Source organism: Streptomyces tanashiensis (genome assembly GCF_014648895.1).
In the GTDB taxonomy this organism is placed as follows: domain Bacteria; phylum Actinomycetota; class Actinomycetes; order Streptomycetales; family Streptomycetaceae; genus Streptomyces; species Streptomyces tanashiensis.
This window is the reverse complement of record NZ_BMRZ01000001.1, coordinates 873,341-896,085: the sequence shown is the minus strand read 5'-3', so window position 1 is coordinate 896,085 and position 22,745 is coordinate 873,341. Positions and strand designations below refer to the sequence as shown.

General features: G+C 73.1%; 24 protein-coding genes. 19 read left to right on the top strand and 5 right to left on the bottom strand.

Annotated elements, in window-relative coordinates; genetic code table 11:
* The first annotated feature begins 35 nt into the window (after positions 1 to 35).
* The 4 genes from IE237_RS03995 to glmM all read left to right on the top strand — a co-directional run bounded on the left by IE237_RS03995 (position 36) and on the right by glmM (position 4,450).
* Positions 36 to 1,658 (top strand): ABC-F family ATP-binding cassette domain-containing protein, encoded by a 1,623-nt coding sequence (locus IE237_RS03995; protein ID WP_370468144.1) that lies wholly within the window; start codon positions 36 to 38, stop codon positions 1,656 to 1,658.
* A gap of 302 nt (positions 1,659 to 1,960) precedes the next feature.
* Entirely contained in the window at positions 1,961 to 2,404 is a 444-nt protein-coding gene (rplM, locus tag IE237_RS03990; protein ID WP_041130788.1) for a 50S ribosomal protein L13, read from the top strand.
* Positions 2,405 to 2,448: 44 nt separating this feature from the next.
* Complete coding sequence (gene rpsI, locus IE237_RS03985; RefSeq protein WP_015035601.1) at positions 2,449 to 2,961, top strand: 30S ribosomal protein S9; 513 nt, start codon at positions 2,449 to 2,451, stop codon at positions 2,959 to 2,961.
* A 130-nt stretch (positions 2,962 to 3,091) separates the two neighbouring features.
* A complete protein-coding gene (gene glmM / locus IE237_RS03980; RefSeq protein ID WP_189800369.1) occupies positions 3,092 to 4,450 on the top strand; it encodes a phosphoglucosamine mutase in 1,359 nt (452 codons plus the stop codon).
* Positions 4,451 to 4,522: 72 nt separating this feature from the next.
* On the opposite strand, the gene IE237_RS03975 is transcribed toward glmM, so the two are convergent.
* Both IE237_RS03975 and coaA read right to left on the bottom strand, forming a co-directional pair.
* Positions 4,523 to 5,470 carry a DUF389 domain-containing protein gene (locus tag IE237_RS03975; RefSeq protein ID WP_189800368.1) on the bottom strand — a complete coding sequence of 316 codons (948 nt, stop codon included), beginning with the start codon at positions 5,468 to 5,470 and terminating at the stop codon, positions 4,523 to 4,525.
* Between the two features lie 19 nt (positions 5,471 to 5,489).
* Entirely contained in the window at positions 5,490 to 6,563 is a 1,074-nt protein-coding gene (gene coaA, locus IE237_RS03970; RefSeq protein ID WP_229842243.1) for a type I pantothenate kinase, read from the bottom strand.
* A gap of 131 nt (positions 6,564 to 6,694) precedes the next feature.
* On the opposite strand from coaA, the gene glmS reads away from it, so the two are divergent.
* The 8 genes from glmS (at position 6,695) to IE237_RS03930 (ending at position 14,794) form a co-directional block, all read left to right on the top strand.
* Positions 6,695 to 8,542 (top strand): glutamine--fructose-6-phosphate transaminase (isomerizing), encoded by a 1,848-nt coding sequence (glmS, locus tag IE237_RS03965; protein WP_189800367.1) that lies wholly within the window; start codon positions 6,695 to 6,697, stop codon positions 8,540 to 8,542.
* Between the two features lie 7 nt (positions 8,543 to 8,549).
* Positions 8,550 to 8,918 (top strand): holo-ACP synthase, encoded by a 369-nt coding sequence (locus IE237_RS03960; RefSeq protein ID WP_189800366.1) that lies wholly within the window; start codon positions 8,550 to 8,552, stop codon positions 8,916 to 8,918.
* Positions 8,919 to 9,072: 154 nt separating this feature from the next.
* Entirely contained in the window at positions 9,073 to 10,530 is a 1,458-nt protein-coding gene (locus tag IE237_RS03955) for an NAD(P)H-hydrate dehydratase (RefSeq protein ID WP_189800365.1), read from the top strand.
* 223 nt (positions 10,531 to 10,753) lie between these two features.
* Positions 10,754 to 11,656, top strand: a complete 903-nt coding sequence (locus IE237_RS03950) for a L,D-transpeptidase family protein (RefSeq protein ID WP_308433032.1) — start codon at positions 10,754 to 10,756, stop codon at positions 11,654 to 11,656.
* Between the two features lie 20 nt (positions 11,657 to 11,676).
* Positions 11,677 to 12,825, top strand: a complete 1,149-nt coding sequence (gene alr / locus IE237_RS03945) for an alanine racemase (protein WP_189800364.1) — start codon at positions 11,677 to 11,679, stop codon at positions 12,823 to 12,825.
* 11 nt (positions 12,826 to 12,836) lie between these two features.
* Complete coding sequence (locus tag IE237_RS03940; protein ID WP_189800363.1) at positions 12,837 to 13,994, top strand: alpha/beta fold hydrolase; 1,158 nt, start codon at positions 12,837 to 12,839, stop codon at positions 13,992 to 13,994.
* 10 nt (positions 13,995 to 14,004) lie between these two features.
* Positions 14,005 to 14,526 carry a tRNA (adenosine(37)-N6)-threonylcarbamoyltransferase complex ATPase subunit type 1 TsaE gene (gene tsaE, locus IE237_RS03935; protein WP_189800362.1) on the top strand — a complete coding sequence of 174 codons (522 nt, stop codon included), beginning with the start codon at positions 14,005 to 14,007 and terminating at the stop codon, positions 14,524 to 14,526.
* Positions 14,527 to 14,641: 115 nt separating this feature from the next.
* Positions 14,642 to 14,794 (top strand): hypothetical protein, encoded by a 153-nt coding sequence (locus IE237_RS03930; RefSeq protein WP_189800361.1) that lies wholly within the window; start codon positions 14,642 to 14,644, stop codon positions 14,792 to 14,794.
* Between the two features lie 65 nt (positions 14,795 to 14,859).
* Here the strand turns inward: IE237_RS03930 and IE237_RS03925 are convergent, their stop codons facing one another.
* Entirely contained in the window at positions 14,860 to 15,402 is a 543-nt protein-coding gene (locus tag IE237_RS03925) for a hypothetical protein (RefSeq protein WP_189800681.1), read from the bottom strand.
* Positions 15,403 to 15,521: 119 nt separating this feature from the next.
* On the opposite strand from IE237_RS03925, the gene tsaB reads away from it, so the two are divergent.
* From tsaB to IE237_RS03890, 7 genes are all read left to right on the top strand, one after another.
* Positions 15,522 to 16,178: a tRNA (adenosine(37)-N6)-threonylcarbamoyltransferase complex dimerization subunit type 1 TsaB gene (gene tsaB / locus IE237_RS03920; RefSeq protein WP_189800360.1), complete on the top strand. Its 657-nt coding sequence runs from the start codon at positions 15,522 to 15,524 to the stop codon at positions 16,176 to 16,178.
* A 32-nt stretch (positions 16,179 to 16,210) separates the two neighbouring features.
* Positions 16,211 to 16,675 carry a ribosomal protein S18-alanine N-acetyltransferase gene (rimI, locus tag IE237_RS03915; protein WP_189800679.1) on the top strand — a complete coding sequence of 155 codons (465 nt, stop codon included), beginning with the start codon at positions 16,211 to 16,213 and terminating at the stop codon, positions 16,673 to 16,675.
* Positions 16,675 to 17,775, top strand: a complete 1,101-nt coding sequence (gene tsaD, locus IE237_RS03910) for a tRNA (adenosine(37)-N6)-threonylcarbamoyltransferase complex transferase subunit TsaD (protein WP_189800359.1) — start codon at positions 16,675 to 16,677, stop codon at positions 17,773 to 17,775. Before rimI ends, tsaD begins: the two co-directional genes overlap by 1 nt.
* Positions 17,776 to 17,786: 11 nt before the next feature.
* Positions 17,787 to 18,026 carry a hypothetical protein gene (locus IE237_RS03905; RefSeq protein ID WP_189800680.1) on the top strand — a complete coding sequence of 80 codons (240 nt, stop codon included), beginning with the start codon at positions 17,787 to 17,789 and terminating at the stop codon, positions 18,024 to 18,026.
* Between the two features lie 46 nt (positions 18,027 to 18,072).
* Positions 18,073 to 18,921 (top strand): polysaccharide deacetylase family protein, encoded by an 849-nt coding sequence (locus IE237_RS03900; protein WP_189800358.1) that lies wholly within the window; start codon positions 18,073 to 18,075, stop codon positions 18,919 to 18,921.
* Between the two features lie 98 nt (positions 18,922 to 19,019).
* Positions 19,020 to 19,385, top strand: a complete 366-nt coding sequence (locus IE237_RS03895; protein WP_189800357.1) for a YciI family protein — start codon at positions 19,020 to 19,022, stop codon at positions 19,383 to 19,385.
* A 61-nt stretch (positions 19,386 to 19,446) separates the two neighbouring features.
* Positions 19,447 to 20,652: an RNA polymerase sigma factor gene (locus IE237_RS03890; protein WP_189800678.1), complete on the top strand. Its 1,206-nt coding sequence runs from the start codon at positions 19,447 to 19,449 to the stop codon at positions 20,650 to 20,652.
* Here IE237_RS03890 and IE237_RS03885 read toward each other — a convergent pair.
* Positions 20,646 to 22,100, bottom strand: coding sequence for a PQQ-binding-like beta-propeller repeat protein (locus IE237_RS03885; protein ID WP_189800356.1), 1,455 nt, complete (start codon positions 22,098 to 22,100; stop codon positions 20,646 to 20,648). The two genes, IE237_RS03890 and IE237_RS03885, sit on opposite strands and share 7 nt — an antisense overlap.
* Entirely contained in the window at positions 22,093 to 22,743 is a 651-nt protein-coding gene (locus IE237_RS03880; protein ID WP_189800355.1) for a hypothetical protein, read from the bottom strand. The genes IE237_RS03885 and IE237_RS03880 overlap by 8 nt, the downstream gene beginning before the upstream one ends.
* Positions 22,744 to 22,745: the final 2 nt, after the last annotated feature.

Sequence of the window (22,745 nt, the reverse complement as noted above, 5' to 3'; positions counted from 1 at the left end):
GGGCCGGGCCCACGCGGGCGGTGACAATGCATCCCATGGGACATGTCGAGGCCGCGCATCTGGAGTACTACCTTCCCGACGGGAGGGTCCTGCTCGGGGATGCCTCCTTCCGGGTCGGAGAGGGCGCCGTCGTCGCCCTCGTCGGGGCCAACGGCGCCGGCAAGACCACACTGCTCCGGATGATCGCCGGGGAGCTCCAGCCGCACGGCGGCACCGTCACGGTCAGCGGCGGCCTCGGTGTGATGCCGCAGTTCGTCGGCTCCGTACGGGACGGGTCCACCGTCCGTGACCTGCTGGTCTCGGTCGCCCAGCCCCGGATCCGGGAGGCCGCGAAGGCGGTCGACGAGGCCGAGCACCTGATCATGACGGTCGACGACGAGGCCGCGCAGATGAAGTACGCGCAGGCCCTCAGCGACTGGGCCGAGGTGCAGGGGTACGAGGCGGAGACCCTCTGGGACATCTGCACGATGGCCGCGCTGGGCGTCCCGTACGAGAAGGCGCAGTTCCGCGAGGTCCGGACGCTCTCCGGCGGCGAGCAGAAGCGGCTGGTCCTGGAGTCGCTGCTGCGCGGCCCCGACGAGGTGCTGCTCCTCGACGAGCCGGACAACTACCTCGACGTGCCCGGCAAGCGGTGGCTGGAGGAGCGGCTGCGGGAGACCCGTAAGACCGTGCTCTTCATCTCCCACGACCGGGAGCTGCTCTCCCGGGGCGCCCAGAAGATCATCGCGGTCGAGCCCGGCCCGGCCGGCTCGGACGTCTGGGTGCACGGCGGTGGCTTCGACACCTTCCACGAGGCACGGCGGGAGCGGTTCGCCCGCTTCGAGGAGCTGAAGCGCCGCTGGGACGAGAAGCACGCGCAGCTGAAGAAGCTGGTGATCAACCTGCGGCAGGCGGCCGCGGTCAGCCACGAGATGGCCTCCCGGTACGCGGCGGCGCAGACCCGGCTGAGGAAGTTCGAGGAGGCGGGTCCGCCGCCGGAGCCGCCGCGCGAGCAGGACATCCGGATGCGGCTGCGCGGCGGGCGGACCGGGGTGCGGGCCGTGACCTGCGAGAACCTTGAGCTGACCGGTCTGATGAAGCCGTTCTCCCTGGAGATCTTCTACGGGGAGCGGGTCGCCGTCCTCGGGTCGAACGGCTCCGGCAAGTCGCACTTCCTGCGGCTGCTCGCGGGGGACCCGTCCGTCGCCCATACCGGTTCGTGGAAGCTCGGCGCCCGGGTGGTGCCGGGGCACTTCGCGCAGACCCACGCGCACCCGGAGCTGGCCGGGCGGCCGCTCGTCGACATCCTGTGGACGGAGCACGCCAAGGACCGGGGCGGGGCGATGTCGGTGCTGCGGCGGTACGAGCTGGAGCGGCAGGGCGACCAGCCGTTCGACAAGCTGTCGGGCGGGCAGCAGGCGCGGTTCCAGATCCTGCTCCTGGAGCTGGCGGGGACGACGGCGCTGCTGCTCGACGAGCCCACGGACAACCTGGACCTGGAGTCCGCCGAGGCGCTCCAGGAGGGCCTCGAGTCGTACGACGGGACGGTGATGGCCGTCACGCACGACCGGTGGTTCGCGAAGAGCTTCGACCGGTTCCTGGTCTTCGGGTCGGACGGCGTCGTACGGGAGACGTCCGAGCCGGTGTGGGACGAGCGGCGGGTGGAGCGGGCGCGCTGACCTGTGCGGTCGGCGGGCGGCGGGCGGCGGGCGGCGGTCGGCGGTCGGCGGTCGGGCTCAGGTGGGCGGCGTGGGGGAGTGGTCTCGCGGCATTTTGACCCGTCGGGGGTGCCGCGGGTACTGTTGCGGTTTGTTATGCGTATTGGCTTCGCCGTTCTCACGCGAGAGGCCCTTACGCAGGTTCCCTGGAGCAGTTACCAGTGGCTCGCATACGGGCGTCGTTCCCGGCAGTGCAGGCCCCAGCTGCATGATCGCTTCAGGTGTGTCTGGACTCCATCCACTGAAGAAGCGAAGGCTACGAAGTGCGTACGTACAGCCCCAAGCCCGGCGATGTCACTCGCCAGTGGCACATCATTGACGCGCAGGACATCGTCCTGGGCCGTCTGGCGACGACGGCTGCGAACCTCCTGCGAGGCAAGCACAAGCCCGTCTACGCCCCCCACATGGACATGGGCGACTTCGTCATCATCATCAACGCCGACAAGGTTCACCTGTCCGGCAACAAGAAGACCCAGAAGATGGCCTACCGCCACTCTGGCTTCCCGGGTGGTCTGCGCTCCGTCCGCTACGACGAGCTGCTCGACAAGAACCCCGAGAAGGCCGTCGAGAAGGCCATCAAGGGCATGATCCCCAAGAACTCCCTGGGCCGTCAGATGCTCTCGAAGCTGAAGGTCTACGCGGGCGAGAACCACCCGCACGCTGCCCAGCAGCCGGTCCCGTTCGAGATCACCCAGGTCGCGCAGTAGTTCCGGCCACACCCCCTAAGAACGAAAGAAATCTGAGGAGAATCGTGGCCGAGACCACCCCCGAGACCCCCGTCGACGAGTTCGAGGGCGTTGAGGAGTACACCACCGAGACCGAGCTCGTCGAGGGTGAGTACACCTCCGAGTCGCTCGCGTCCCGCTTCGGCGACCCGCAGCCGGCCGCCGGCCTGGGCCGTCGCAAGAACGCCATCGCCCGCGTCCGGATCGTTCCGGGCACCGGCAAGTGGAAGATCAACGGTCGCACCCTTGAGGACTACTTCCCCAACAAGGTGCACCAGCAGGAAGTCAACGAGCCCTTCAAGGTGCTCGAGCTCGACAACCGCTACGACGTCATCGCCCGCATCGCGGGTGGCGGTGTCTCCGGTCAGGCCGGTGCCCTGCGCCTCGGCGTGGCCCGTGCGCTGAACGAGGCGGACGTCGAGAACAACCGCCCGGCGCTGAAGAAGGCCGGCTTCCTCTCCCGTGACGACCGTGCGGTCGAGCGGAAGAAGGCCGGTCTCAAGAAGGCCCGTAAGGCTCCGCAGTACAGCAAGCGTTAATCGCCTGCTCGGTCTGCTTTCGTACGCCCCGGCGGCACTGCCCGTGCCGTCGGGGCGTACGTTTTTTCATAACCTCTTTCATCACCCTTCATCTTTCATCAGCTTGGGCACGTATTTTCGGAGGACAGCTGTGGGACGACTCTTCGGCACGGACGGCGTACGCGGCGTCGCCAACGCGGACCTGACGGCGGAGCTGGCGCTCGGCCTGTCGGTCGCGGCCGCGCACGTGCTCGCCGAGGCGGGCACCTTCGAGGGCCACCGGCCGACCGCCGTGGTCGGGCGGGACCCGCGCGCTTCCGGAGAGTTCCTCGAAGCGGCCGTCGTGGCGGGCCTCGCCAGCGCCGGTGTCGACGTGCTGCGCGTCGGCGTCCTGCCCACCCCGGCCGTGGCGCACCTCACCGGCGTCCTCGGCGCCGACCTCGGCGTCATGCTCTCCGCCAGCCACAACGCCATGCCCGACAACGGCATCAAGTTCTTCGCGCGCGGCGGCCACAAGCTCGCCGACGACCTCGAGGACAAGATCGAGGCCGTGTACGAGGAGCACCGCACCGGCGCCCCCTGGGAGCGCCCGACCGGTGCCGGCGTCGGCCGCGTCCGCGACTACGACGAGGGCTTCGAGACGTACGTCTCCCACCTCATCTCCGTCCTCCCCAACCGCCTCGACGGCCTGAAGATCGTCCTCGACGAGGCCCACGGCGCCGCCGCCCGCGTCTCGCCCGAGGCCTTCACCCGCGCCGGCGCCCAGGTCGTCACCATCGGCGCCGAGCCGGACGGCCTCAACATCAACGACGGCTGCGGCTCCACCCACCTCGGGCTGCTCCGCGCCGCCGTCGTCGAGCACGGCGCCGACCTGGGCATCGCCCACGACGGCGACGCCGACCGCTGCCTCGCGGTCGACGCCTCCGGCAACGAGGTCGACGGCGACCAGATCCTCGCCGTGCTCTCCCTCGCCATGCGCGAGGCCGGCACCCTGCGCGGCGACACCGTCGTCGCGACCGTGATGTCCAACCTGGGCTTCAAGCTCGCCATGGAGCGCGAGGGCCTGAACCTCGTCCAGACCGCGGTCGGCGACCGCTACGTCCTGGAGTCCATGAAGGAGAACGGCTACGCGCTCGGCGGCGAGCAGTCGGGTCACGTCATCGTGCTCGACCACGCCACCACCGGCGACGGCACCCTCACCGGCCTGATGCTGGCCGCCCGCGTCGCCGCCACCGGCAAGTCGCTCGCGGACCTCGCCGGCGTCATGGAGCGGCTGCCGCAGATCCTCATCAACGTCAAGGACGTCGACAAGTCCCGGGTGAACACCTCGGGCGAGCTCGCCGCGGCCGTCACCGACGCCGAGCGCGAGCTGGGCTCCACCGGCCGTGTCCTGCTGCGCTCCTCCGGCACCGAGCCGCTGGTCCGCGTCATGGTCGAGGCCGCCGACATCGAGCAGGCCCGCGCGGTCGCGCAGCGCCTCGCGGATGTCGTGAAGTCCGCGCTGGGCTAGCCTTTCTGAGGCACCGTCATGCAAGGGCGAGGGCCCCCGCCGGATCTTCGGTCGGGGGCCCTCCTCCGTACGTCAGACCTTCGGCGTCCGCCGCCACCGGCCGCGCTGGGTGCGCCACAGCAGCTTCTGCCCGTACAGGGTGAGCGTCCCGGCCAGCATGATGCCGAAGAGGTTGAGCCCCAGCTGCTCGATCGATCCCCACGTCTGGCTCAGATCGCCGTAGCTGAGCGCCACCGCCGCGTTCGCACCCGCCGGGACCGTCGTCACCGAGATGGCCACACCGACCAGGGCCCCCGACTTGGCGGAGGTCAGCGAGAGGGTGCCGGCCGCGCCCGCGAGCAGCGCCACGACGAACGAGAACGGGTCCGGCTGCCAGATGAACTTGGTGTTGGGCCGGTCCGCCTCCAGCTGGGACCTGCTGAACAGGTCGAGCGCGTCCATCCCCAGGCTGAACACCGTCGTCGCCGCGATCGCGGCAGCGAAGCCGACGACCAGCGCGAGCAGCGAGCGGGCCGCCAGCTTCGGAGCGCGCTGCACGACCGCCGTACAGATCCCGGCCAGCGGTCCGAACTCCGGCCCGACCGCCATCGCGCCCACGATCAGGATCGCGTTGTCCAGGACGACACCACAGGCCGCGATCATCGTCGCCAGGATCATGAACGCGCTGTACGTGATGGAGAGCGTCGACTCCTCGTGCGTCGCCCCCGCCAGCTGCTCCCAGATCACCGCGTCCGCGGGCTCGCCCGGGGCCTCCTCCTCGGCCGCGTCGGCCCGCGCCGACAGGGAGAGGTCGATGGAGTCGACGGCGATCGAACCGTCCTGATCGATCCTCAGCCCGCGCAGTCCGTTGAGGAGTTCGTCCCCGGCCTCGCGGGCCACGTCGCACATCACGAGGTCGCCGGAGGGGTCCCTGGCCGCGCCGGGCAGCACCACCAGATGGGTGGTGCCCACCGTCGACTCGATCAGCCGGACCGCTTCGGATGTGCGGTCGGGAGGGACGATCATCCTCAGATGCAGCATGGGGAGAGGGTACGGAGCCTCAGAGCTTCCGGAGGCTCAGGCGCTGCACCTTGTGGTCGGGGCCCTTGCGGACGACGAGGGTCGCCCGGCCGCGGGTCGGGGCCACGTTCTCCAGCAGGTTCACCTTGTTGATGGTCCGCCACATCGTGCGCGCGTAGTCGAAGGCCTCCTCCTCGGAGACCTGCGTCCAGCGCCGGAAGTACGAGGACGGGTCCTGGAACGCGGTGTCGCGCAGCTTCCGGAAGCGGTTCAGGTACCAGCGCTCGATGTCCTCCGGCCGCGCGTCCACGTACACCGAGAAGTCGAAGTAGTCGGCGAGACCCACCCGGGTGCGGCCGTCCTTCCCGGGCAGGGCCGGCTGGAGGACGTTCAGCCCCTCCACGATGAGGATGTCCGGGCGGCGGACGACGAGCCGCTCGCCGGGCACGCGGTCGTAGATCAGGTGCGAGTAGACCGGGGCCGTGACCTCCTCCTTGCCCGCCTTCACGTCCGCGACGAAGCGGGTCAGGGCCCGGCGGTCGTACGACTCGGGGAAACCCTTGCGGGACATCAGGCCGCGCGCCTTCAGCTCCTCCATCGGGTAGAGGAAGGCGTCCGTGGTCACCAGCTCCACGCGCGGGTGCTCCGGCCAGCGGGCGAGCAGCGCCTGCAGGAGCCGGGAGACCGTCGACTTGCCGACGGCCACCGAACCGGCGACCCCTATGACGAAGGGGGTGCCGCGCTGCTCCGCGCTCTCGCCGAGGAAGGTGTTCAGCGCGCCCCGCAGGCCGCTGGTGGCCTGCACGTACAGGTTGAGCAGCCGGGAGAGCGGGAGGTAGATGTCCCGGACCTCGTCGAGGTCGATGACGTCCCCGAGGCCGCGGAGCCGCTCGACCTCGTCGGCGGTCAGCGGGAGCGGCGTCTTGTCGCGCAGGGCGCTCCACTCGGCCCGGGTGAGGTCGACGTACGGGGTCGCCTCGGACGGCCGGCGGTGTCCGGTTCCGTTCCGGGAGCTCCCGGACGCGTTCCTCGGACTCCCGTGTCCGGGGCTCCCTCCGGGGCCGGCGGCGTTGCCGGGGTCTCCGTCGGGGCTTCGTGGCGGCGAAGTGATCACCCCGCCATTGTCGGGGGTCGACGGACTCCGTGGGCCGTGGGGTCGGTCACGCGGCCCGGCGGTTGACGCGTTCCGCGCCGACTCCGGTCCGGGTCCGGCCGGTGGGGCGGGTTCCGCCGTACTCTGCCGTCATGTGCGGAATCGTGGGATACGTCGGCGGGCAGTCGGCGCTTGATGTGGTGGTCGCGGGCCTCAAGCGGCTCGAATACCGGGGCTACGACTCGGCCGGTGTCGCGGTGCTCGCCGACGGGGGGCTCGCCGCGGCCAAGAAGGCGGGCAAGCTCGTCAATCTGGAGAAGGAGCTCGTCGACCGGCCGCTGGCCGGCGGCTCCGTCGGCATCGGGCACACCCGCTGGGCCACCCACGGCGGCCCGACCGACGCCAACGCGCACCCGCACCTGGACAACGCCGGGCGCGTCGCCGTCGTCCACAACGGCATCATCGAGAACTTCGCCGCCCTGCGGGAGGAGCTCGCCGACCGCGGCCACGTGCTGCTCTCCGACACCGACACCGAGGTCGTGGCCCACCTCCTCGCCGAGGAGTTCTCCTCCGCCGGCGACCTCGCGGAGGCCATGCGGCTCGTCTGCCGCCGGCTCGACGGGGCGTTCACCCTGGTCGCCGTGCACGCCGACCAGCCGGACGTCGTCGTCGGCGCCCGCCGGAACTCACCGCTCGTCGTCGGCGTGGGCGAGGGCGAGAACTTCCTCGCCTCCGACGTGTCCGCCTTCATCGCCCACACCCGCTCCGCGATCGAACTCGGCCAGGACCAGGTCGTCGAGCTGACCAGGGACGGCGTCACCGTCACCGACTTCGACGGGGTGCCCGCCGACGTCCGGGCCTACCACGTCGACTGGGACGCCTCCGCCGCCGAGAAGGGCGGCTACGACTACTTCATGCTCAAGGAGATCGCCGAGCAGCCCAAGGCCGTCGCCGACACCCTCCTCGGGCGGATCGACGGGGCCGGCCGGCTCACCCTCGACGAGGTGCGCATCCCCGACACCGTGCTCCGCGAGGCCGACAAGGTCGTCATCATCGCGTGCGGCACCGCCTTCCACGCCGGGCTCATCGCCAAGTACGCCATCGAGCACTGGACCCGGATCCCCTGCGAGGTCGAGCTCGCCAGCGAGTTCCGCTACCGCGACCCGATCCTCGGCCGGCGCACCCTGGTCATCGCGATCTCCCAGTCCGGCGAGACCATGGACACCCTCATGGCGCTCCGGCACGCCCGGGAACAGGGCGCGAAGGTGCTCGCCGTGTGCAACACGAACGGCTCGACGATCCCGAGGGAGTCGGACGCCGTCCTCTACACCCACGCCGGGCCCGAGGTCGCCGTCGCCTCCACCAAGGCCTTCCTCACGCAGCTCGTCGCCTGCTACCTCCTCGCCCTCTACCTCGGCCAGGTGCGCGGCACCAAGTGGGGCGACGAGATCCACGCCGTCGTCCGCGAGCTCGCCCGGATCGGCGACGAGGTCGAGCGGGTCCTGGAGACCATGGAGCCGGTACGGGCCCTCGCCAGGTCCCTCGCCGACAAGGACACCGTCCTGTTCCTCGGCCGGCACGTCGGCTACCCCGTGGCCCTGGAGGGCGCGCTCAAGCTCAAGGAACTCGCGTACATGCACGCCGAGGGCTTCGCGGCCGGCGAGCTCAAGCACGGGCCGATCGCGCTCATCGAGCAGGACCTGCCGGTCGTCGTGGTCGTCCCCTCGCCGCGCGGGCGCTCCGTCCTTCACGACAAGATCGTCTCCAACATCCAGGAGATCCGGGCCCGCGGAGCCCGGACCATCGTCATCGCGGAGGAGGGCGACGAGGCCGTCGTCCCCTACGCCGACCACCTCGTCCGCATCCCCGCCACGCCTACGCTGCTCCAGCCGCTGGTCGCCACGGTGCCGCTCCAGGTCTTCGCCTGCGAGCTCGCCACCGCGCGGGGCAACGAGGTCGACCAGCCGCGCAACCTGGCCAAATCCGTGACCGTGGAGTGAGTGGGAAATGATCATTGGGGTGGGGATCGACGTGGCGGAGATCGACCGCTTCGCCGCGTCCATCGAGCGCACACCGGGGCTGCTGCAGCGCCTCTTCGTCGAGCGCGAGGTGACGCTCCCGAGCGGCGAACGGCGCGGGCCCGCCTCGCTCGCGGTCCGCTTCGCCGCGAAGGAGGCGCTCGCGAAGGCGCTCGGCGCGCCGGGCGGACTGCACTGGACGGACGCCGAGGTGTACGTCGAGGACACCGGACAGCCCCGGCTGCGGGTCCAGGGGACGGTGGCGGCGCGGGCGGCGGAACTGGGCGTGAAGCACTGGCACGTGTCGCTGAGCCATGACGCGGGGGTGGCGTCGGCGGTGGTGATCGCGGAGGGCTAGAGCGCCGGGCGCCGCGCCCGCGCGGGGTGCCCGTCTGCCGTGGGCGGCGCCCCGCCGTTGTGCCCACCCGTTCCGCCCTGCGGAACGATTGCCCACAAGGGCGGGGGCGCCGCTCACACGGGCGCGGGGCCCGGGCGCGGGGCAGACTGCTGGCATGCGTACCGCTTATCGCGTCGAGACCGTCCGGGCCGCCGAAGCCGCCCTCATGGCCCGCCTTCCCGACGGCGCTCTCATGCAGCGGGCCGCCGCCGGCCTCGCCGCCGCCTGCTGCTCCCTGCTCGGGAAGGGGCGGGTGTACGGGGCCAGGGTCGTCCTGCTCGTCGGCAGCGGCGACAACGGCGGCGACGCCCTGTACGCCGGGGCCCGGCTCGCCCGGCGGGGCGCCGGCGTCACGGCGGTGCTGCTCGGCGACCGCGCCCACGAGGGCGGGCTCGCGGCGCTCCGGGCCGCCGGAGGCCGGGTCGCCGACGACCCGTTCGACCCCCTCGCCGGCGCCGACCTCGTCCTCGACGGCATCACCGGCATCGGCGGGCGCGGCGGGCTCCGGCCCGACGCGGTGCCCGTCGCCCGGGCCGCGCGCGGCTCCGACGCCGTCGTCGTGGCCGTGGACCTGCCGAGCGGCGTCGACGCCGACACCGGGGAGGTCCACGGGGAGGCGCTGCCCGCCGACGCGACGATCACCTTCGGCGCGTACAAGCCGGGGCTGCTCGTCGACCCCGCGCGGGAGTACGCGGGTGCCCTGCGCCTCGTCGACATCGGCCTCGGCGACCTCCTGCCCGGCGTGCCCGATCTGGAGGCCCTCCAGCACGAGGACCTCGCCTGGCTGCTGCCCGTGCCGGGCGCCGAGAGCGACAAGTACCGGCGCGGGGTCGTCGGCATCGTCGCCGGGTCCTCCCGCTACCCGGGCGCCGCCGTCCTCGCCGTGGCGGGCGCGCTGCGCGGCGGCGCGGGGGCCGTGCGGTACGTCGGGCCCGCCGGGGACGCGGTGCTCGCCGCGCACCCCGAGACCCTGGTCCACTCGGGGCGGCCGGAGAAGGCCGGGCGGGTCCAGGCCTGGGTCGTGGGGCCCGGCCTCGGCGAAGGGCCCGGGGCCGGGGTAGCGGTCGCGGAGGTCCTCTCCTCCGACGTCCCGGTCCTCGTCGACGCCGACGGGCTGCGGGGCCTCGACCCTGCGGCCGTCCGGGGGCGCGGCGCACCGACCGTCCTCACCCCGCACGCCGGCGAGGCGGCGGCGCTGCTCGGCGTCGCGCGGGAGGAGGTCGAGGCGGGGCGGCTCGCGGCGGTCCGTGAACTGGCGGGCCGCTTCGGCGCGACGGTCCTCCTGAAGGGCTCGACGACGGTGGTGTGCGGGGCCGACGGGACCGGTCCGGTGCGGGTCAACCCGACCGGGACCTCGTGGCTGGCCACGGCCGGCAGCGGCGACGTCCTCTCCGGCCTCGCGGGCTCCCTCCTCGCGGCCGGCCTCCCGGCCCTCGACGCGGCCTCGTGCGCGGCCTACCTCCACGGGCTCGCCGCGCGCCGGGCGTCGGAGGGCGGTGCGCCGGTGACGGCGACGGAGGTGGCGGACTCCCTGCGGGGGGCGTGGCGTGACGTGACGGCGGGCGGCGCGTAGGTCCGCGGGGCGGCTCGTACGGGTCGGGCGGCGGAAGCAGGGCCGGGACCGGTCCGTCCCGCCCCCACGCGCCGCGTAGGTCCGCGGGGCGGCTCGTACGGGTCGGGTGGCGGAGGAGGGCCGGGGCGGTCCGCCCCGCCCCGCCCCCCACTCGGGCGAACCCGTTGGCCCAGCCGTGGGTTCCGGCGCGCTGGTGGCGCGGGGGGCGGATTGGGTGGGTGGGGTGATCAGTCGGAGAAGCCGTACCGCGCCGTTGTTGTTCGCCCTCGCCGCCTCGCTCGCGCTCGCGCCCGGGCCCGTGGCCCTCGCCGCCCCGCCCGATCCGGCGCCCGTGGCCCTCGCCGCACCGCCCGATCCCGTGCCCGCCGAGGATCCGCTCGTGCCCGGGGTCGTCGGGGGCGGGCGGGCCGAGTATCCGATGGACACGCCCGACCAGGTGCTTCCGCCGTTGCAGGAGGACGAGGAGGGCGTCGCCGTGCCCGAGCCGGAGAAGGAGGTCGACGAGCTCGTCGAGTACCTGCCCCGCAGCGCCGTCGCGGCCGCCTGCACCGCGCGCACGGGCCCCCATCAGCGGCGGGTCGAGCGGCTGCTCGGGCTGCCGGTCGACGGGAGGCAGTCGGTCGCCGACTGCCGGGCCGTCCGCGCCTTCCAGGTGCGGGAGGGGATCAAGCCGGCCGTCGGCTACGCCGGACCCGTCACCTGGGCCCGCGCCGAGCTGCTCGCCGCCCGGAAGAAGCTCGACCCGGGCCGCCGCTGTCCCGAGAGGAAGTACGCCGTCGCCTGCGTCGACCTCGACCGCCAGCTCATGTGGGTGAAGAAGGGGAAGAAGGTGACCTATCCCGTCGTCAACATGCGGAGCGGACGGCCGGGGTATGCCACGCGGACCGGCTGGCACACCGTCTACTGGCGCCACAAGGACCACTGGTCGTCGATCTACAGCACGCCCATGCCGTACGCCCAGTTCTTCAGCGGCGGCCAGGCGTTCCACGCCGTCTACGGGCAGCTCGCCACGCCCGGCGGAAGCCGTGGCTGCGTCAATCTCAGCCACCGCGACGCACGGAAACTCTGGGACGTCCTCCGTAAGGGTGACCGGGTCTACATCTGGGGAAAGCGGCCCGGGAGCTGACACCTGAGAGACTGGGCGCGATGACTGAGACACCTCCGCCCCGCAGGGCCCGCGCCGAGATCGACCTCGGCGCGCTGCGTGCGAACGTCCGCACGCTGCGCGCCCGTGTCGCCCCCCACGTCCGGATCATGGCCGTGGTCAAGGCCGACGCATACGGACACGGCGCCCTGCGCTGCGCCCGCGCCGCCCTGGACGCGGGCGCGGACTGGCTCGGCACGGCCACCCCGCACGAGGCGCTGGCCCTGCGCGCCGCCGGGATCACGGACGTTCCCGTCATGTGCTGGCTGTGGACTCCCGGCGACCCCTGGGACCAGGGCATCGAGGCCGGTCTCGACATGTCCGTGAGCGGGATGTGGGCCCTGGACGAGGTCGTCGAGGCCGCGAGGGCGGTCGGGAGGACCGCGCGGATCCAGCTCAAGGCCGACACGGGGCTCGGGCGCAACGGCTGCCAGCCCGCCGACTGGCCCGAGCTGGTCGGCGCCGCCCTGAAGGCGGAGGTCGACGGGCACGTCAAGGTCACCGGCCTCTGGTCGCACTTCGCGTGCGCCGACGAGCCGCACCACCCGTCCATCGCCGCCCAGCTGGACGTCTTCCGCTCGATGCTCGACCACGCGGAGAAGGCGGGGATCCGTCCGGAGGTCCGGCACATCGCGAACTCGCCGGCCACCCTGACCCTGCCCGAGGCCCACTTCGACCTGGTCCGGCCCGGCATCGCGATGTACGGCGTCTCGCCGAGCCCCGAGCTCGGCACCTCCGCCGAGCTGGGCCTGCGGCCCGTCATGTCGCTCAAGGCGAGCGTCGCGCTGGTCAAGCACGTTCCCGCCGGGCACGGGGTGAGCTACGGGCATCACTACGTCACGGCGGGCGAGACCACCCTGGGGCTCGTTCCGCTGGGGTACGCCGACGGGGTTCCCCGGCACGCCTCGGGGCGCGGGCCCGTCCTCGTCGGCGACCGCGTCCGCACCGTCGCCGGCCGCGTCGCCATGGACCAGTTCGTGGTCGACCTCGAAGGGGACACCCCCGAACCCGGCACCGAGGCCGTGCTCTTCGGTCCCGGCGACCGGGGCGAGCCGACCGCCGAGGACTGGGCGGTGGCGGCCGACACCATCGCGTACGAGATCGTCACCCGGATCGGGGCGCGCGTCCCGCGCGTCTACCTGGGCGAGTAGGGGGCGGCGGCGTGGGCGAGTCGAGCAGCTGGCGGCGTGCGGGGTTCGCCGGTGCCGCGATAGGCGTCCTCGCCGCGGGCGCGGCGGCCGGAGTCGCCGTCGAGCGGCTCACCGTCGGCCGTTCCGTACGGCAGAAGGCGCGGCTCGCCCTGGACGCCACCGGTCCGTACGGCGGGCTGCGCGGCACCCCCGGCCGGGCCCTCGCCGACGACGGGACCGTCCTGTACTACGAGGTGGACGAGGTCGAGGCGGACACCCCGGTCGCCCGCCGGCGGCGGCTCTTCGGGCGTCGCGAACCCGCTCCCGTCACCGTCGTCTTCAGCCACGGCTACTGTCTCAACCAGGACTCCTGGCACTTCCAGCGGGCCGCCCTGCGCGGTCTCGTCCGCACCGTCCACTGGGACCAGCGCAGCCACGGCCGCTCCGGGCACGGGAGCTCGCAGACCGGGCCCGACGCGGTGCCGGTCTCCATCGACCGGCTGGGCCGCGACCTCAGGACCGTCATCGACGCGGCCGCGCCCGAGGGGCCGCTCGTCCTCGTGGGGCACTCGATGGGCGGCATGACGGTGATGGCGCTCGCCGAGCAGTACCCGGAGCTGATCCGCGACCGGGTCGTCGGCGTCGCGCTCGTCGGCACCTCGGCGGGGAAGCTGGGCGAGGTGACCTACGGGCTGCCGCTCGCCGGCGTCAACGCCGTCCGGCGGGTCCTGCCGGGCGTCCTGCGGGCGCTGGGCTCCCAGGCGGAGCTGGTCGAGCGCGGGCGCCGGGCGACCGCGGACCTCTTCGCCGGGCTGATCAAGAAGTACTCGTTCGCCTCGAAGGACGTCGACCCGGCGGTCGCCCGCTTCGCGGAGCGGATGATCGAGTCGACCCCGATCGACGTGGTCGCCGCCTTCTACCCGGCCTTCGCCGAGCACGACAAGGCCGCCGCCCTGGCCGCCTTCGGCGAGCTGCCGGTGCTCGCGCTCGCCGGGGACAACGACCTGGTCACCCCCAGCTCGCACACCGAGGCCATCGCGGACCTCCTGCCGGACGCGGAGCTGGTCATCGTCCCGGACGCGGGCCATCTGGTGATGCTGGAGCACCCGGAGGCGGTGACCGACCGGCTGGCCGACCTGCTGGTCCGGGCCGGTGTCGTCCCGGCCGGGGAGACCTTCCGCACGCGCTAGGTTTGCGGGTATGGAAGCAGCGCACCCGCACCTCTCCGGCGCCACCCCCTCCGTCTCCGGCGCCACTCTCTCCGTCGACTCCCCGCAGCAGATGCAGGAGCTCGGCCGCCGGCTCGCGAAGATCCTCCGCCCCGGCGATCTCGTGATGCTCACCGGTGAGCTCGGCGCCGGGAAGACCACCCTGACCCGCGGCCTCGGCGAGGGCCTCGGTGTGCGGGGTGCCGTCACCTCCCCGACCTTCGTCATCGCCCGTGTCCACCCGTCCCTGGTCGGCGGCCCGGCCCTGGTCCACGTCGACGCGTACCGCCTCGGCGGCGGTCTCGACGAGATGGAGGACCTCGACCTGGACGTCTCGCTGCCCGAGTCCGTGGTCGTCGTCGAGTGGGGCGACGGCAAGGTGGAGGAGCTGACCGACGACCGGCTGCACCTGCTCATCCACCGGGTGACCGGGGACACCGACGACGACCGGCGCACGGTCGTGCTGCGCGGGATCGGCGCGCGCTGGGCCGAGGAGGACCTCGCGCTGTTCTGAGGCGGGCGTACGTAGGTTCCGACAACGTGTCGGGAAGGTGTTGCGTGGGTCGCACGAGCCGTGGTCACATGGATGCACGAGCTGGTTAGGTGTACCTAACCTACGGGAGGCATGCATGGCGACGCCGGAACGCGCGGAACCCAGCCGGGACCACGTCTCGATGAGTGAGCTGCTCGCGTCCTGCGCGGCCGCCCGGGCCCTCTCGACCCCGCCGGAGCCGTCCGAGCAGGGCGAGGAGGACGAGACCGTACGGGACGAGGCCGCCTAGCCCTTCCGTACGGCCCGGACTCGGGCCACGACGGCTCGGACCGCGACGGCTCGGACCGCGACGGCTCAGCCGACGACGACGACCTTCGCGCCGATCACCGCGAACGTCCACATCGCGTCGCCGTCGGCCCGCTTCATCCGGATGCCGCCGGTCTTCCGCGCCGGATCCGGGGACGGCGTCGAGCCGTCGACCGCCGCGCTGAAGCCGATCGCCACGTCCTCGGCCGTCGCGAACCGCACCACGTGCTCGATCTGCACGCCGTCCGAACCCTGCACGGAGCCCGAGCGCGAGGTCACCTTGTACGGCCCCGGCACCGGGTCGACCGTGCTCGGCCACACCGCGAACGTCCGGGTCGCCTTGCCCTTCCCGTTCACCAGCCACACCCGGCGGTCGGCGAGGGAGTACACGACCCGCTCGCCGGTGCCCGAGCTCGCGGGGACGGCGAGGGGATCCTTGACCGGCTGCTTCGGGCCGCCGCTCGGCGAGACCGAGGGGGTGACCTTGCCCGGCCTCTGCGGCTTCACCGACAGATCGGCGGGCGCGTTCGCCGAGGCCTGGTAGGCGAGGACGCCGACCGCCACGACGGCCGCCGCGGTGAGCCCGGCCACGAATCCCGAGCTGCTCCTTGCCACCGTGCCCACCTCTCGTACGAACGTATCGAGGGTGACGGTAGCAGCCGCCGCCCCGAGGTTCGGGGCACCGGGCCCGGGAGCCGTAGGCTGTTCGCGTGCTGTTGCTCGCCATGGATACCGCCACCCCCGCCGTCACCGTCGCCCTCCACGACGGCGAGGCCGTCGTCGCCTCGTCGAGTCAGGTCGACGCCCGCCGCCACGGGGAGCTGCTGCTGCCCGCCGTCGACCGGGTCCTCTCGGAGGCCGGGCTGAAGCTCGACGCGGTCACCGGGATCGTCGTCGGCGTCGGCCCCGGCCCGTACACCGGGCTCCGCGTCGGTCTCGTCACGGCCGCGGCCTTCTCGTCCGCGCTGGGCGTGCCGGTGCACGGCCTGTGCACCCTCGACGGCCTCGCGTACGCCTCCGGGATCGACGAGCCCTTCGCCGTCGCGACGGACGCGCGCCGCAAGGAGGTCTACTGGGCGCGGTACGCGGACTCCCGCACCCGCGTGGGCGACGCGGCCGTCGACCGGCCCGCCGACATCGCCGGCTCGCTCGCCGGACTCCCCGTCGTCGGCGCCGGCGCCCGCCTCTACCCCGAGGCCTTCCCGGACGCCCGTGACCCCGAGCACCAGTCGGCCGCCGCGCTCGCCGGGCTCGCCGCCGAGCGGCTCGCGGCCGGCGGGGACGGCTTCCTCGACCCGCTGCCGATGTACCTGCGCCGCCCCGACGCGCAGGTGCCGAAGAACTACAAGGTGGTCACCCCCAAGTGAGCGCCACCGTGACCGGGGCCGTGCTGCGCGAGATGCGCTGGTGGGACATCGAGCCGGTGCTCGCGCTCGAGGCCGAGCTGTTCCCCGAGGACGCCTGGTCGGAGGGGATGTTCTGGTCGGAGCTCGCGCACGCCAGGGGTCCCCGGGCCACCCGTCACTACGTCGTCGCGGAGGACCCGGCCGACGGCCGTCTCGTCGGGTACGCCGGGCTCGCCGCCGCCGGCGGACTCGGCGACGTGCAGACGATCGCCGTCTCCCCCGACCAGTGGGGCACCGGCCTCGGCGCCCGGCTCCTCACCGACCTGCTGAAGGAAGCCACCGCCTTCGAGTGCGAGGAGGTCCTCCTCGAAGTGCGCGTGGACAACACCCGGGCCCAGAAGCTCTACGAGCGCTTCGGCTTCGAGCCCATCGGTTTCCGGCGCGGTTACTACCAGCCGGGCAATGTCGACGCGCTCGTGATGCGACTGATCGTTCAAGGAACTGGGACTGAGATCTGATGGCTGCTGACGAACCGCTGGTACTCGGCATCGAGACCTCCTGCGACGAGACCGGCGTCGGCATCGTCCACGGGACCACCCTCCTCGCCGACGCCGTCGCCTCCAGCGTCGACACCCACGCCCGCTTCGGCGGCGTCGTGCCCGAGATCGCCTCCCGCGCCCACCTGGAGGCCATGGTCCCGACGATCGAGCGCGCCCTGAAGACGGCCGGGATCTCCGCGAAGGACCTCGACGGCATCGCCGTCACCGCCGGACCCGGCCTCGCGGGCGCCCTGCTCGTCGGCGTCTCCGCCGCCAAGGCGTACGCCTACGCCCTCGGCAAGCCGCTCTACGGCGTCAACCACCTCGCCTCGCACATCTGCGTCGACCAGCTGGAGCACGGCAAGCTGCCCGAGCCGACGATGGCCCTGCTGGTCTCCGGCGGGCACTCCTCGCTGCTGCTCTCCTCCGACATCACCTCCGACGTGCGGCCGATGGGCGCCACCATCGACGACGCGGCCGGCGAGGCGTTCGACAAGATCGCCCGCGTGCTCGACCTCGGCTTCCCCGGCGGACCGGTCATCGACCGGCTCGCCAAGGAGGGCGACCCGGCGGCGATCGCCTTCCCGCGCGGCCTCAGCGGCTCCCGGGATCCCGCCTACGACTTCTCCTTCTCCGGCCTCAAGACCGCCGTGGCCCGCTGGATCGAGGCCAAGCGGGCGGCCGGCGAGGACGTGCCCGTCCGGGACGTCGCCGCGTCCTTCCAGGAGGCGGTCGTCGACGTGCTCACCCGCAAGGCCGTCCGGGCCTGCAAGGACGAGGGCGTCGACCACCTGATGATCGGCGGCGGCGTCGCCGCCAACTCGCGGCTGCGGGCCCTCGCCCAGGAGCGCTGCGACCGCGCCGGGATCCGCCTCCGGGTGCCCCGGCCGGGCCTGTGCACGGACAACGGCGCGATGGTCGCGGCCCTCGGCTCGGAGATGGTCGCCCGCAACCGGCCGGCCTCGGACCTGGAGCTGTCGGCGGACTCCTCGCTGCCGGTGACCGACCCGCACGTCCCGGGTCACTCCCACGACCACGACCACGTGCACGAGGTCAGCAAGGAGAACCTGTACTCGTGAGGCTCACGCTCATGTGGGAGGCCAGGGCCGCCCAGGGCCGGGGAGCCGAGCTCCTGGAGTGGGCGCGGGCGCGGGTCCTCGCCCGTGAGCCGGTCCGCCGGGAGATCTTCCGGGCCCCGCAGGACCGGGTCCTCGTCCTCACCTGGTGGGAGGCGGAGACCTTCGACGCCGAACTGCCCGAGCTGCCGGAGCCGGACGCGGAGCTGATCACCCGTCCGGTCCACCGCTGGCGCTTCGAATCGGTCGAATAAACGAAAACCGAGCAACCTTTCGACTCTGTCGGGCATCCCACAGCGCGTGAAGAAGACCATCGCGCTGTGGGCGGCCCTGACCTCTGTCGCCCTCCTGGTGACCGGCTGCACGGCCTCGGCGGCCGAGGAACGCGGCGCCGCCGCGTCCGCTCCGGCGAGGACGACCGCACCCGAGGCCGGACACAAGGCGCCCGAGGCCCCCGGAGCCGCCGCGGCCGCCGCGTACCGGAGATGGGGCCTGAAGCCCTTCGCCGCGCCGCCGGCCCCGCCCGCGGTCAAGCCGGTGATCCGTCCGGCCGGCGGACCGGTGCCCGTCATCAGCGAGATCCCCACCCGCGAGAAGATCGTCTTCATCACCATCGACGACGGGGCCGAGAAGGACCCCGAGTTCGTCCGCATGATGAAGGACCTCAAGATCCCGGTCACGATGTTCCTCACGGACGCGGCCATCCGCGCCGACTACCCGTACTTCGCGCCACTCGTCGCCCAGGGACACGGCCTCGCCAACCACACCCTCACCCACCCGAACCTGCGCACCCTCGGCCCGGAGGCCCAGCGCCGGGAGATCTGCGGCCAGCAGACGAAGCTGAAGCAGCGGTACGGCACCACCCCGCGGCTCTTCCGCCCGCCGTACGGCAACTGGAACGAGGCCACGCGCGCGGCGGCGGGGGAGTGCGGGGTCGACGCGATCGTGCTGTGGCGCGAGTCCATGCAGATCAAGAACATGCAGTACCAGCGCGGCGACCGGAAGCTGCACCCCGGCGACATCATCCTCGCCCACTTCCGCGGCCCGTCCGAGCTCAAGGGCCGGACGATGACCGAGATGACGGCGACGATGCTGCGGAAGATCCAGGAGCAGGGCTTCACGGTGGCCCGCCTGGAGGACTACGTCTGAGGAATTCTCCGGGCGCGGTGTCGATGCGGAGGGACCCCGTTCGACGTATGTGTGGACGGCGGGGAACGGCCCCGCCACCGCACCACCGAGGAGTCGTCATGCCCCGCTTCCTGTCCCTCGTCCGCATCGAGGAGAACACCATCGACATGGAGAGCGCCGACCCCGGCTTCGAGCAGCGCATGGGCGCGCTCTTCGAGGAGATCACGAAGGCCGGCGCCATGGTGGACACGGCCGGGCTCAGGCCGACCGCCGAGGCCACCCGGATCACCTGGTCGGACGGGAGCCTGTCGTTCACCGACGGCCCCTTCACCGAGACCAAGGAGGTCGTCGGCGGCTACGCGATGCTCCAGTGCAAGGACATGGCCGAGGCCGTCGAGTGGGGGAAGCGCTTCCTGGCCGTCCACCCGCCGCACTGGAAGGTCGGCCTGGAGGTCCGCGAGGTCGAGGAGATGCCGGAGGGCTGACCCGCCCTGTGCTGTCATACGGGATGTGACGGTGGAGAGCACCCTTGAGACGGTCTTCCGGATGGAGTCGGCGCGGATCATCGCCACGGTGGCGCGGATCGTCCGGGACGTCGGCATCGCCGAGGAACTGGCCCAGGACGCCCTCGTCTCCGCGCTGGAGCAGTGGCCGCGGTCAGGGATCCCGGAGAAGCCGGGCGCCTGGCTGACGGCCGCCGCCAAGCACCGCGCCGTCGACCTCGTGCGGCGGCGCGAGACGTACGCCCGGAAGCTCGCCGAGGTGGGCCGGACGCTCGACCTCGGCGAGGAGTCGTACGACCCCGAGCCGTCCGGCCCGGGCGACATCGACGACGACGTCCTCCGGCTCGTCTTCACCACCTGCCACCCGGTGCTCTCCGCCGACGCCCGCGCGGCGCTCACCCTGCGGCTCGTCGGCGGGCTGCGGACGGACGAGATCGCCCGCGCCTTCCTCGCGCCGGAGGCGACGGTCGCGGCGCGGATCACCCGGGCCAAGCGGACGCTCGCGAAGGCGGGCGTCGAGTTCGAGGTGCCGTACGGGGAGGAGCGGGCCGCCCGGCTCGGCTCCGTCCTGGAGGTCGTCTACCTGATCTTCAACGAGGGGTACGCGGCCACCGCGGGCGACGACCTGCTGCGGCCCGGTCTGTGCGAGGACGCCCTGCGGCTCGCCCGGGGGCTCGCCGCCCTGATGCCGGGGGAGAGCGAGGTGCACGGGCTCGCCGCCCTGCTGGAGCTCCAGGCCTCCCGGACGGCGGCCCGGACCGGCCCCGACGGGGAGCCGGTGCTCCTCGCCGACCAGAACAGGAGCCGCTGGAACCGGCTGCTCGTCCGGCGCGGGTTCGCCGCCCTGGAGCGGGCCGGGGACGGCCGCTCCTACGGGCCGTACGCCCTCCAGGCCGCGATCGCCGCCTGCCACGCGCGGGCCGGCTCGTACGAGGCCACGGACTGGGCGACCATCGCCGCGCTGTACGGACGGCTCGGCACCCTCGCGCCGTCCCCGGTGGTCGAGCTGAACCGGGCGGTCGCCGTGTCGATGACCGAGGGCCCCGAGGCCGCCCTCCGGATCGTCGACGCCCTCGCCGCGGAACCGGCCCTGGCGCGCTACCACCTGCTGCCGAGCGTCCGGGGCGACCTGCTCGCCCGGCTCGGCCGGACGGCGGAGGCGCGGGCGGAGTTCGCGCGGGCGGCCGGGCTCACCCGGAACGAGAGCGAGCGGGCGCTGCTGCTGACACGGGCTCGGGAGGCTCAGTAGCGCAGGATCCGGCCCGCCTGGGTGCCGACGAGCACCGTTCCGTCGGGGGCCGCGTGCAGGGAGAGCGTGCCGTACGGGGGCAGGGGGCGCCGGTCGAGGACGGTGCCGTCGGCCGTGTCGACCGAGACGAGGGTGCCGTCCTCGCACGCGGCGTGCAGGACACCGCCGTGCGCGTCGAGGGCGGCGACCACGGCGTCCAGGGGACGGCGCCAGACGACGTCCCCGCCGGGGAAGGTCCGGCGGACCAGCCCCTGCTGTCCGTGCAGGAGGGCGGGGCCGGCGGCATCGGAGACGTACACCGCCTTGCCCAGGGGAGCTTCGGTGGCGAAGAGCAGGGTCTCGGCAGCGGTGCGGGGGTCGAGCGCGAGCACGTCCCGGCGCCGCCGTCGGGTGAACAGCAGCTCGGGGCAGCGGCCCACGTCGAGCGGGACGAGCTCGTACCGGTCCGGCTCGTCGGCCGTGCCCAGCGGGGCGCCGTCGGCGGCGAAGATCCGGGTGCTGGGCGCGGGGACCTCCTTCCCGTATTCGCGGTCGTACGTGTCCCTGATCGCCCAGACCCCGTCCGTACGGGCCGTCAGGGCGGCCGAGAAGGGCACGGAGGGGCGATCGAGGACCGTGCCGTCGGAGGTGTCGACCAGCGGGAACTCGGTCCGGGTGCGGGAGTCGGGGCCGGGGACGGCGACCCGTGCCGTCCGCTCGTCGGCGGCGACCGCGATCCGGGTCCCGCCGGCGGCCGACGGCGCGGGAACGCTCCACAGCAGCGATCCGGTGGGGGACCAGCACTCCAGCGTGGTGTGGCTGCGGGTGGCGAGCACCCGGCCGTCGCTCAGCCCGGCCACGGCCCGGACCCCGCCCCTGCCGTCGTAGCTCCGGCCGACGCGCTCGGCGAGCGCCTGCAGGCGCGGCAGCGCGGGGCCCGTGTCGGGCCAGGGGAGCGGACCGTCCGGGTCGAGCGGGCCGCGGTCGAGGGCCGCCAGGTCGAGGGCGCCGGGATCGAGGCCGAGCCACTCCTCCCGGGCCGCGATGGCCCGGGACCGCTCGAACTCGGCCCCGTCGTGCATGGCACAGAAGGTGAGTTCGAGGGTGCGGGCGTCCGTCCAGCGGACCAGCTCGACACCCCAGTAGGCATCGGCGAAGTCGACGCGGTGGCCGCTCTCGGGTTCGAGGAGGACGAGGCGGCCCTCGCGCAGGTACGCGTCGCCGTTGTCGAAGCCGATGGCGAGAAGCGGGAGTGTGGGGTGGAAGGCCATCGTCTCCGTCTCCATCGCGACGGTCAGGACGTGTGCGCAGGAGAGGTCGGCGATGCGGTGGACCGCCACCCGGCTCAGGCCCGACAGCACCGAACTGACCGCGACCCATCGCCCGTCGTCGCTGACGACCGCCTCGGTGGCGAGGCCGAGCAGCTCGGGGAACGGCTGCTCGTGGAAGGGGGCCTTGGGCTCAGCCATGGTGCTCCGTCAGGTGGGTGAAGGTCGTGCGGACGAGGACGTCCAGGGTCTCCGGGGTCGCCGTCGGCGCGAGGACGCGGAAGGACGCGGCGAAGGCCGGCGAGTCCGCGCAGAGGGTTCGCGCCTCCAGGGCCTGGGTGAGGCGCGGGATCAACTCGTAGGAGCAGAAGGGGTGCTCGGCCTCGACGAAGGCCTTCAGGCTCTCCTCGTACGAGGAGAACTCGCCGTCGTACGCCCAGTGGTCCAGGGACATCAGCAGCGGGAACCGCGCCCGCACCTCCCACGCCGCCAGGGGCACGTCCTCGTAGCGGGCGTCCCCCTCGCGGTCCGCGAGCCGCAGCAGCATCGCCAGCTCGGTCATGAACACGGGCAGGCTCTTCGCTCCCGCGGCCGCCCGCCAGGTGCGCCGGGCCGGTTCGGGGCAGGTCGCGAAGAACTCCTCGCTGAACGCGGTGGACAGGTAGTCCAGCTGGGAGGCGAGCCTCTGCGGCGCCTCCCGCCAGGCCGCGTCCCAGTGGTTCAGCCGCAGGACCCGCCTGAGGCGCGGGACCTCCCACTCCAGCGGGTCGGGCCCGTCGGCCGCGAGCCCGACGAGGTGGGCGAGCGGTCCGCCGGTGAACATGCCCTCCGGATGCAGTGCCATGA

Coding starts and splice junctions, on each gene's coding strand:
- IE237_RS03995 (WP_370468144.1), top strand. CDS start 36: ATGGGACATGTCGAGGCCGCGCATCTGGAGTACTACCTTCCCGACGGG.
- IE237_RS03975 (WP_189800368.1), bottom strand. CDS start 5,470: ATGCTGCATCTGAGGATGATCGTCCCTCCCGACCGCACATCCGAAGCG.
- glmS (WP_189800367.1), top strand. CDS start 6,695: ATGTGCGGAATCGTGGGATACGTCGGCGGGCAGTCGGCGCTTGATGTG.
- IE237_RS03960 (WP_189800366.1), top strand. CDS start 8,550: ATGATCATTGGGGTGGGGATCGACGTGGCGGAGATCGACCGCTTCGCC.
- IE237_RS03955 (WP_189800365.1), top strand. CDS start 9,073: ATGCGTACCGCTTATCGCGTCGAGACCGTCCGGGCCGCCGAAGCCGCC.
- alr (WP_189800364.1), top strand. CDS start 11,677: ATGACTGAGACACCTCCGCCCCGCAGGGCCCGCGCCGAGATCGACCTC.
- tsaE (WP_189800362.1), top strand. CDS start 14,005: ATGGAAGCAGCGCACCCGCACCTCTCCGGCGCCACCCCCTCCGTCTCC.
- IE237_RS03930 (WP_189800361.1), top strand. CDS start 14,642: ATGGCGACGCCGGAACGCGCGGAACCCAGCCGGGACCACGTCTCGATG.
- rimI (WP_189800679.1), top strand. CDS start 16,211: ATGCGCTGGTGGGACATCGAGCCGGTGCTCGCGCTCGAGGCCGAGCTG.
- tsaD (WP_189800359.1), top strand. CDS start 16,675: ATGGCTGCTGACGAACCGCTGGTACTCGGCATCGAGACCTCCTGCGAC.
- IE237_RS03905 (WP_189800680.1), top strand. CDS start 17,787: ATGTGGGAGGCCAGGGCCGCCCAGGGCCGGGGAGCCGAGCTCCTGGAG.
- IE237_RS03895 (WP_189800357.1), top strand. CDS start 19,020: ATGCCCCGCTTCCTGTCCCTCGTCCGCATCGAGGAGAACACCATCGAC.
- IE237_RS03890 (WP_189800678.1), top strand. CDS start 19,447: ATGGAGTCGGCGCGGATCATCGCCACGGTGGCGCGGATCGTCCGGGAC.
- IE237_RS03885 (WP_189800356.1), bottom strand. CDS start 22,100: ATGGCTGAGCCCAAGGCCCCCTTCCACGAGCAGCCGTTCCCCGAGCTG.
- IE237_RS03880 (WP_189800355.1), bottom strand. CDS start 22,743: ATGGCACTGCATCCGGAGGGCATGTTCACCGGCGGACCGCTCGCCCAC.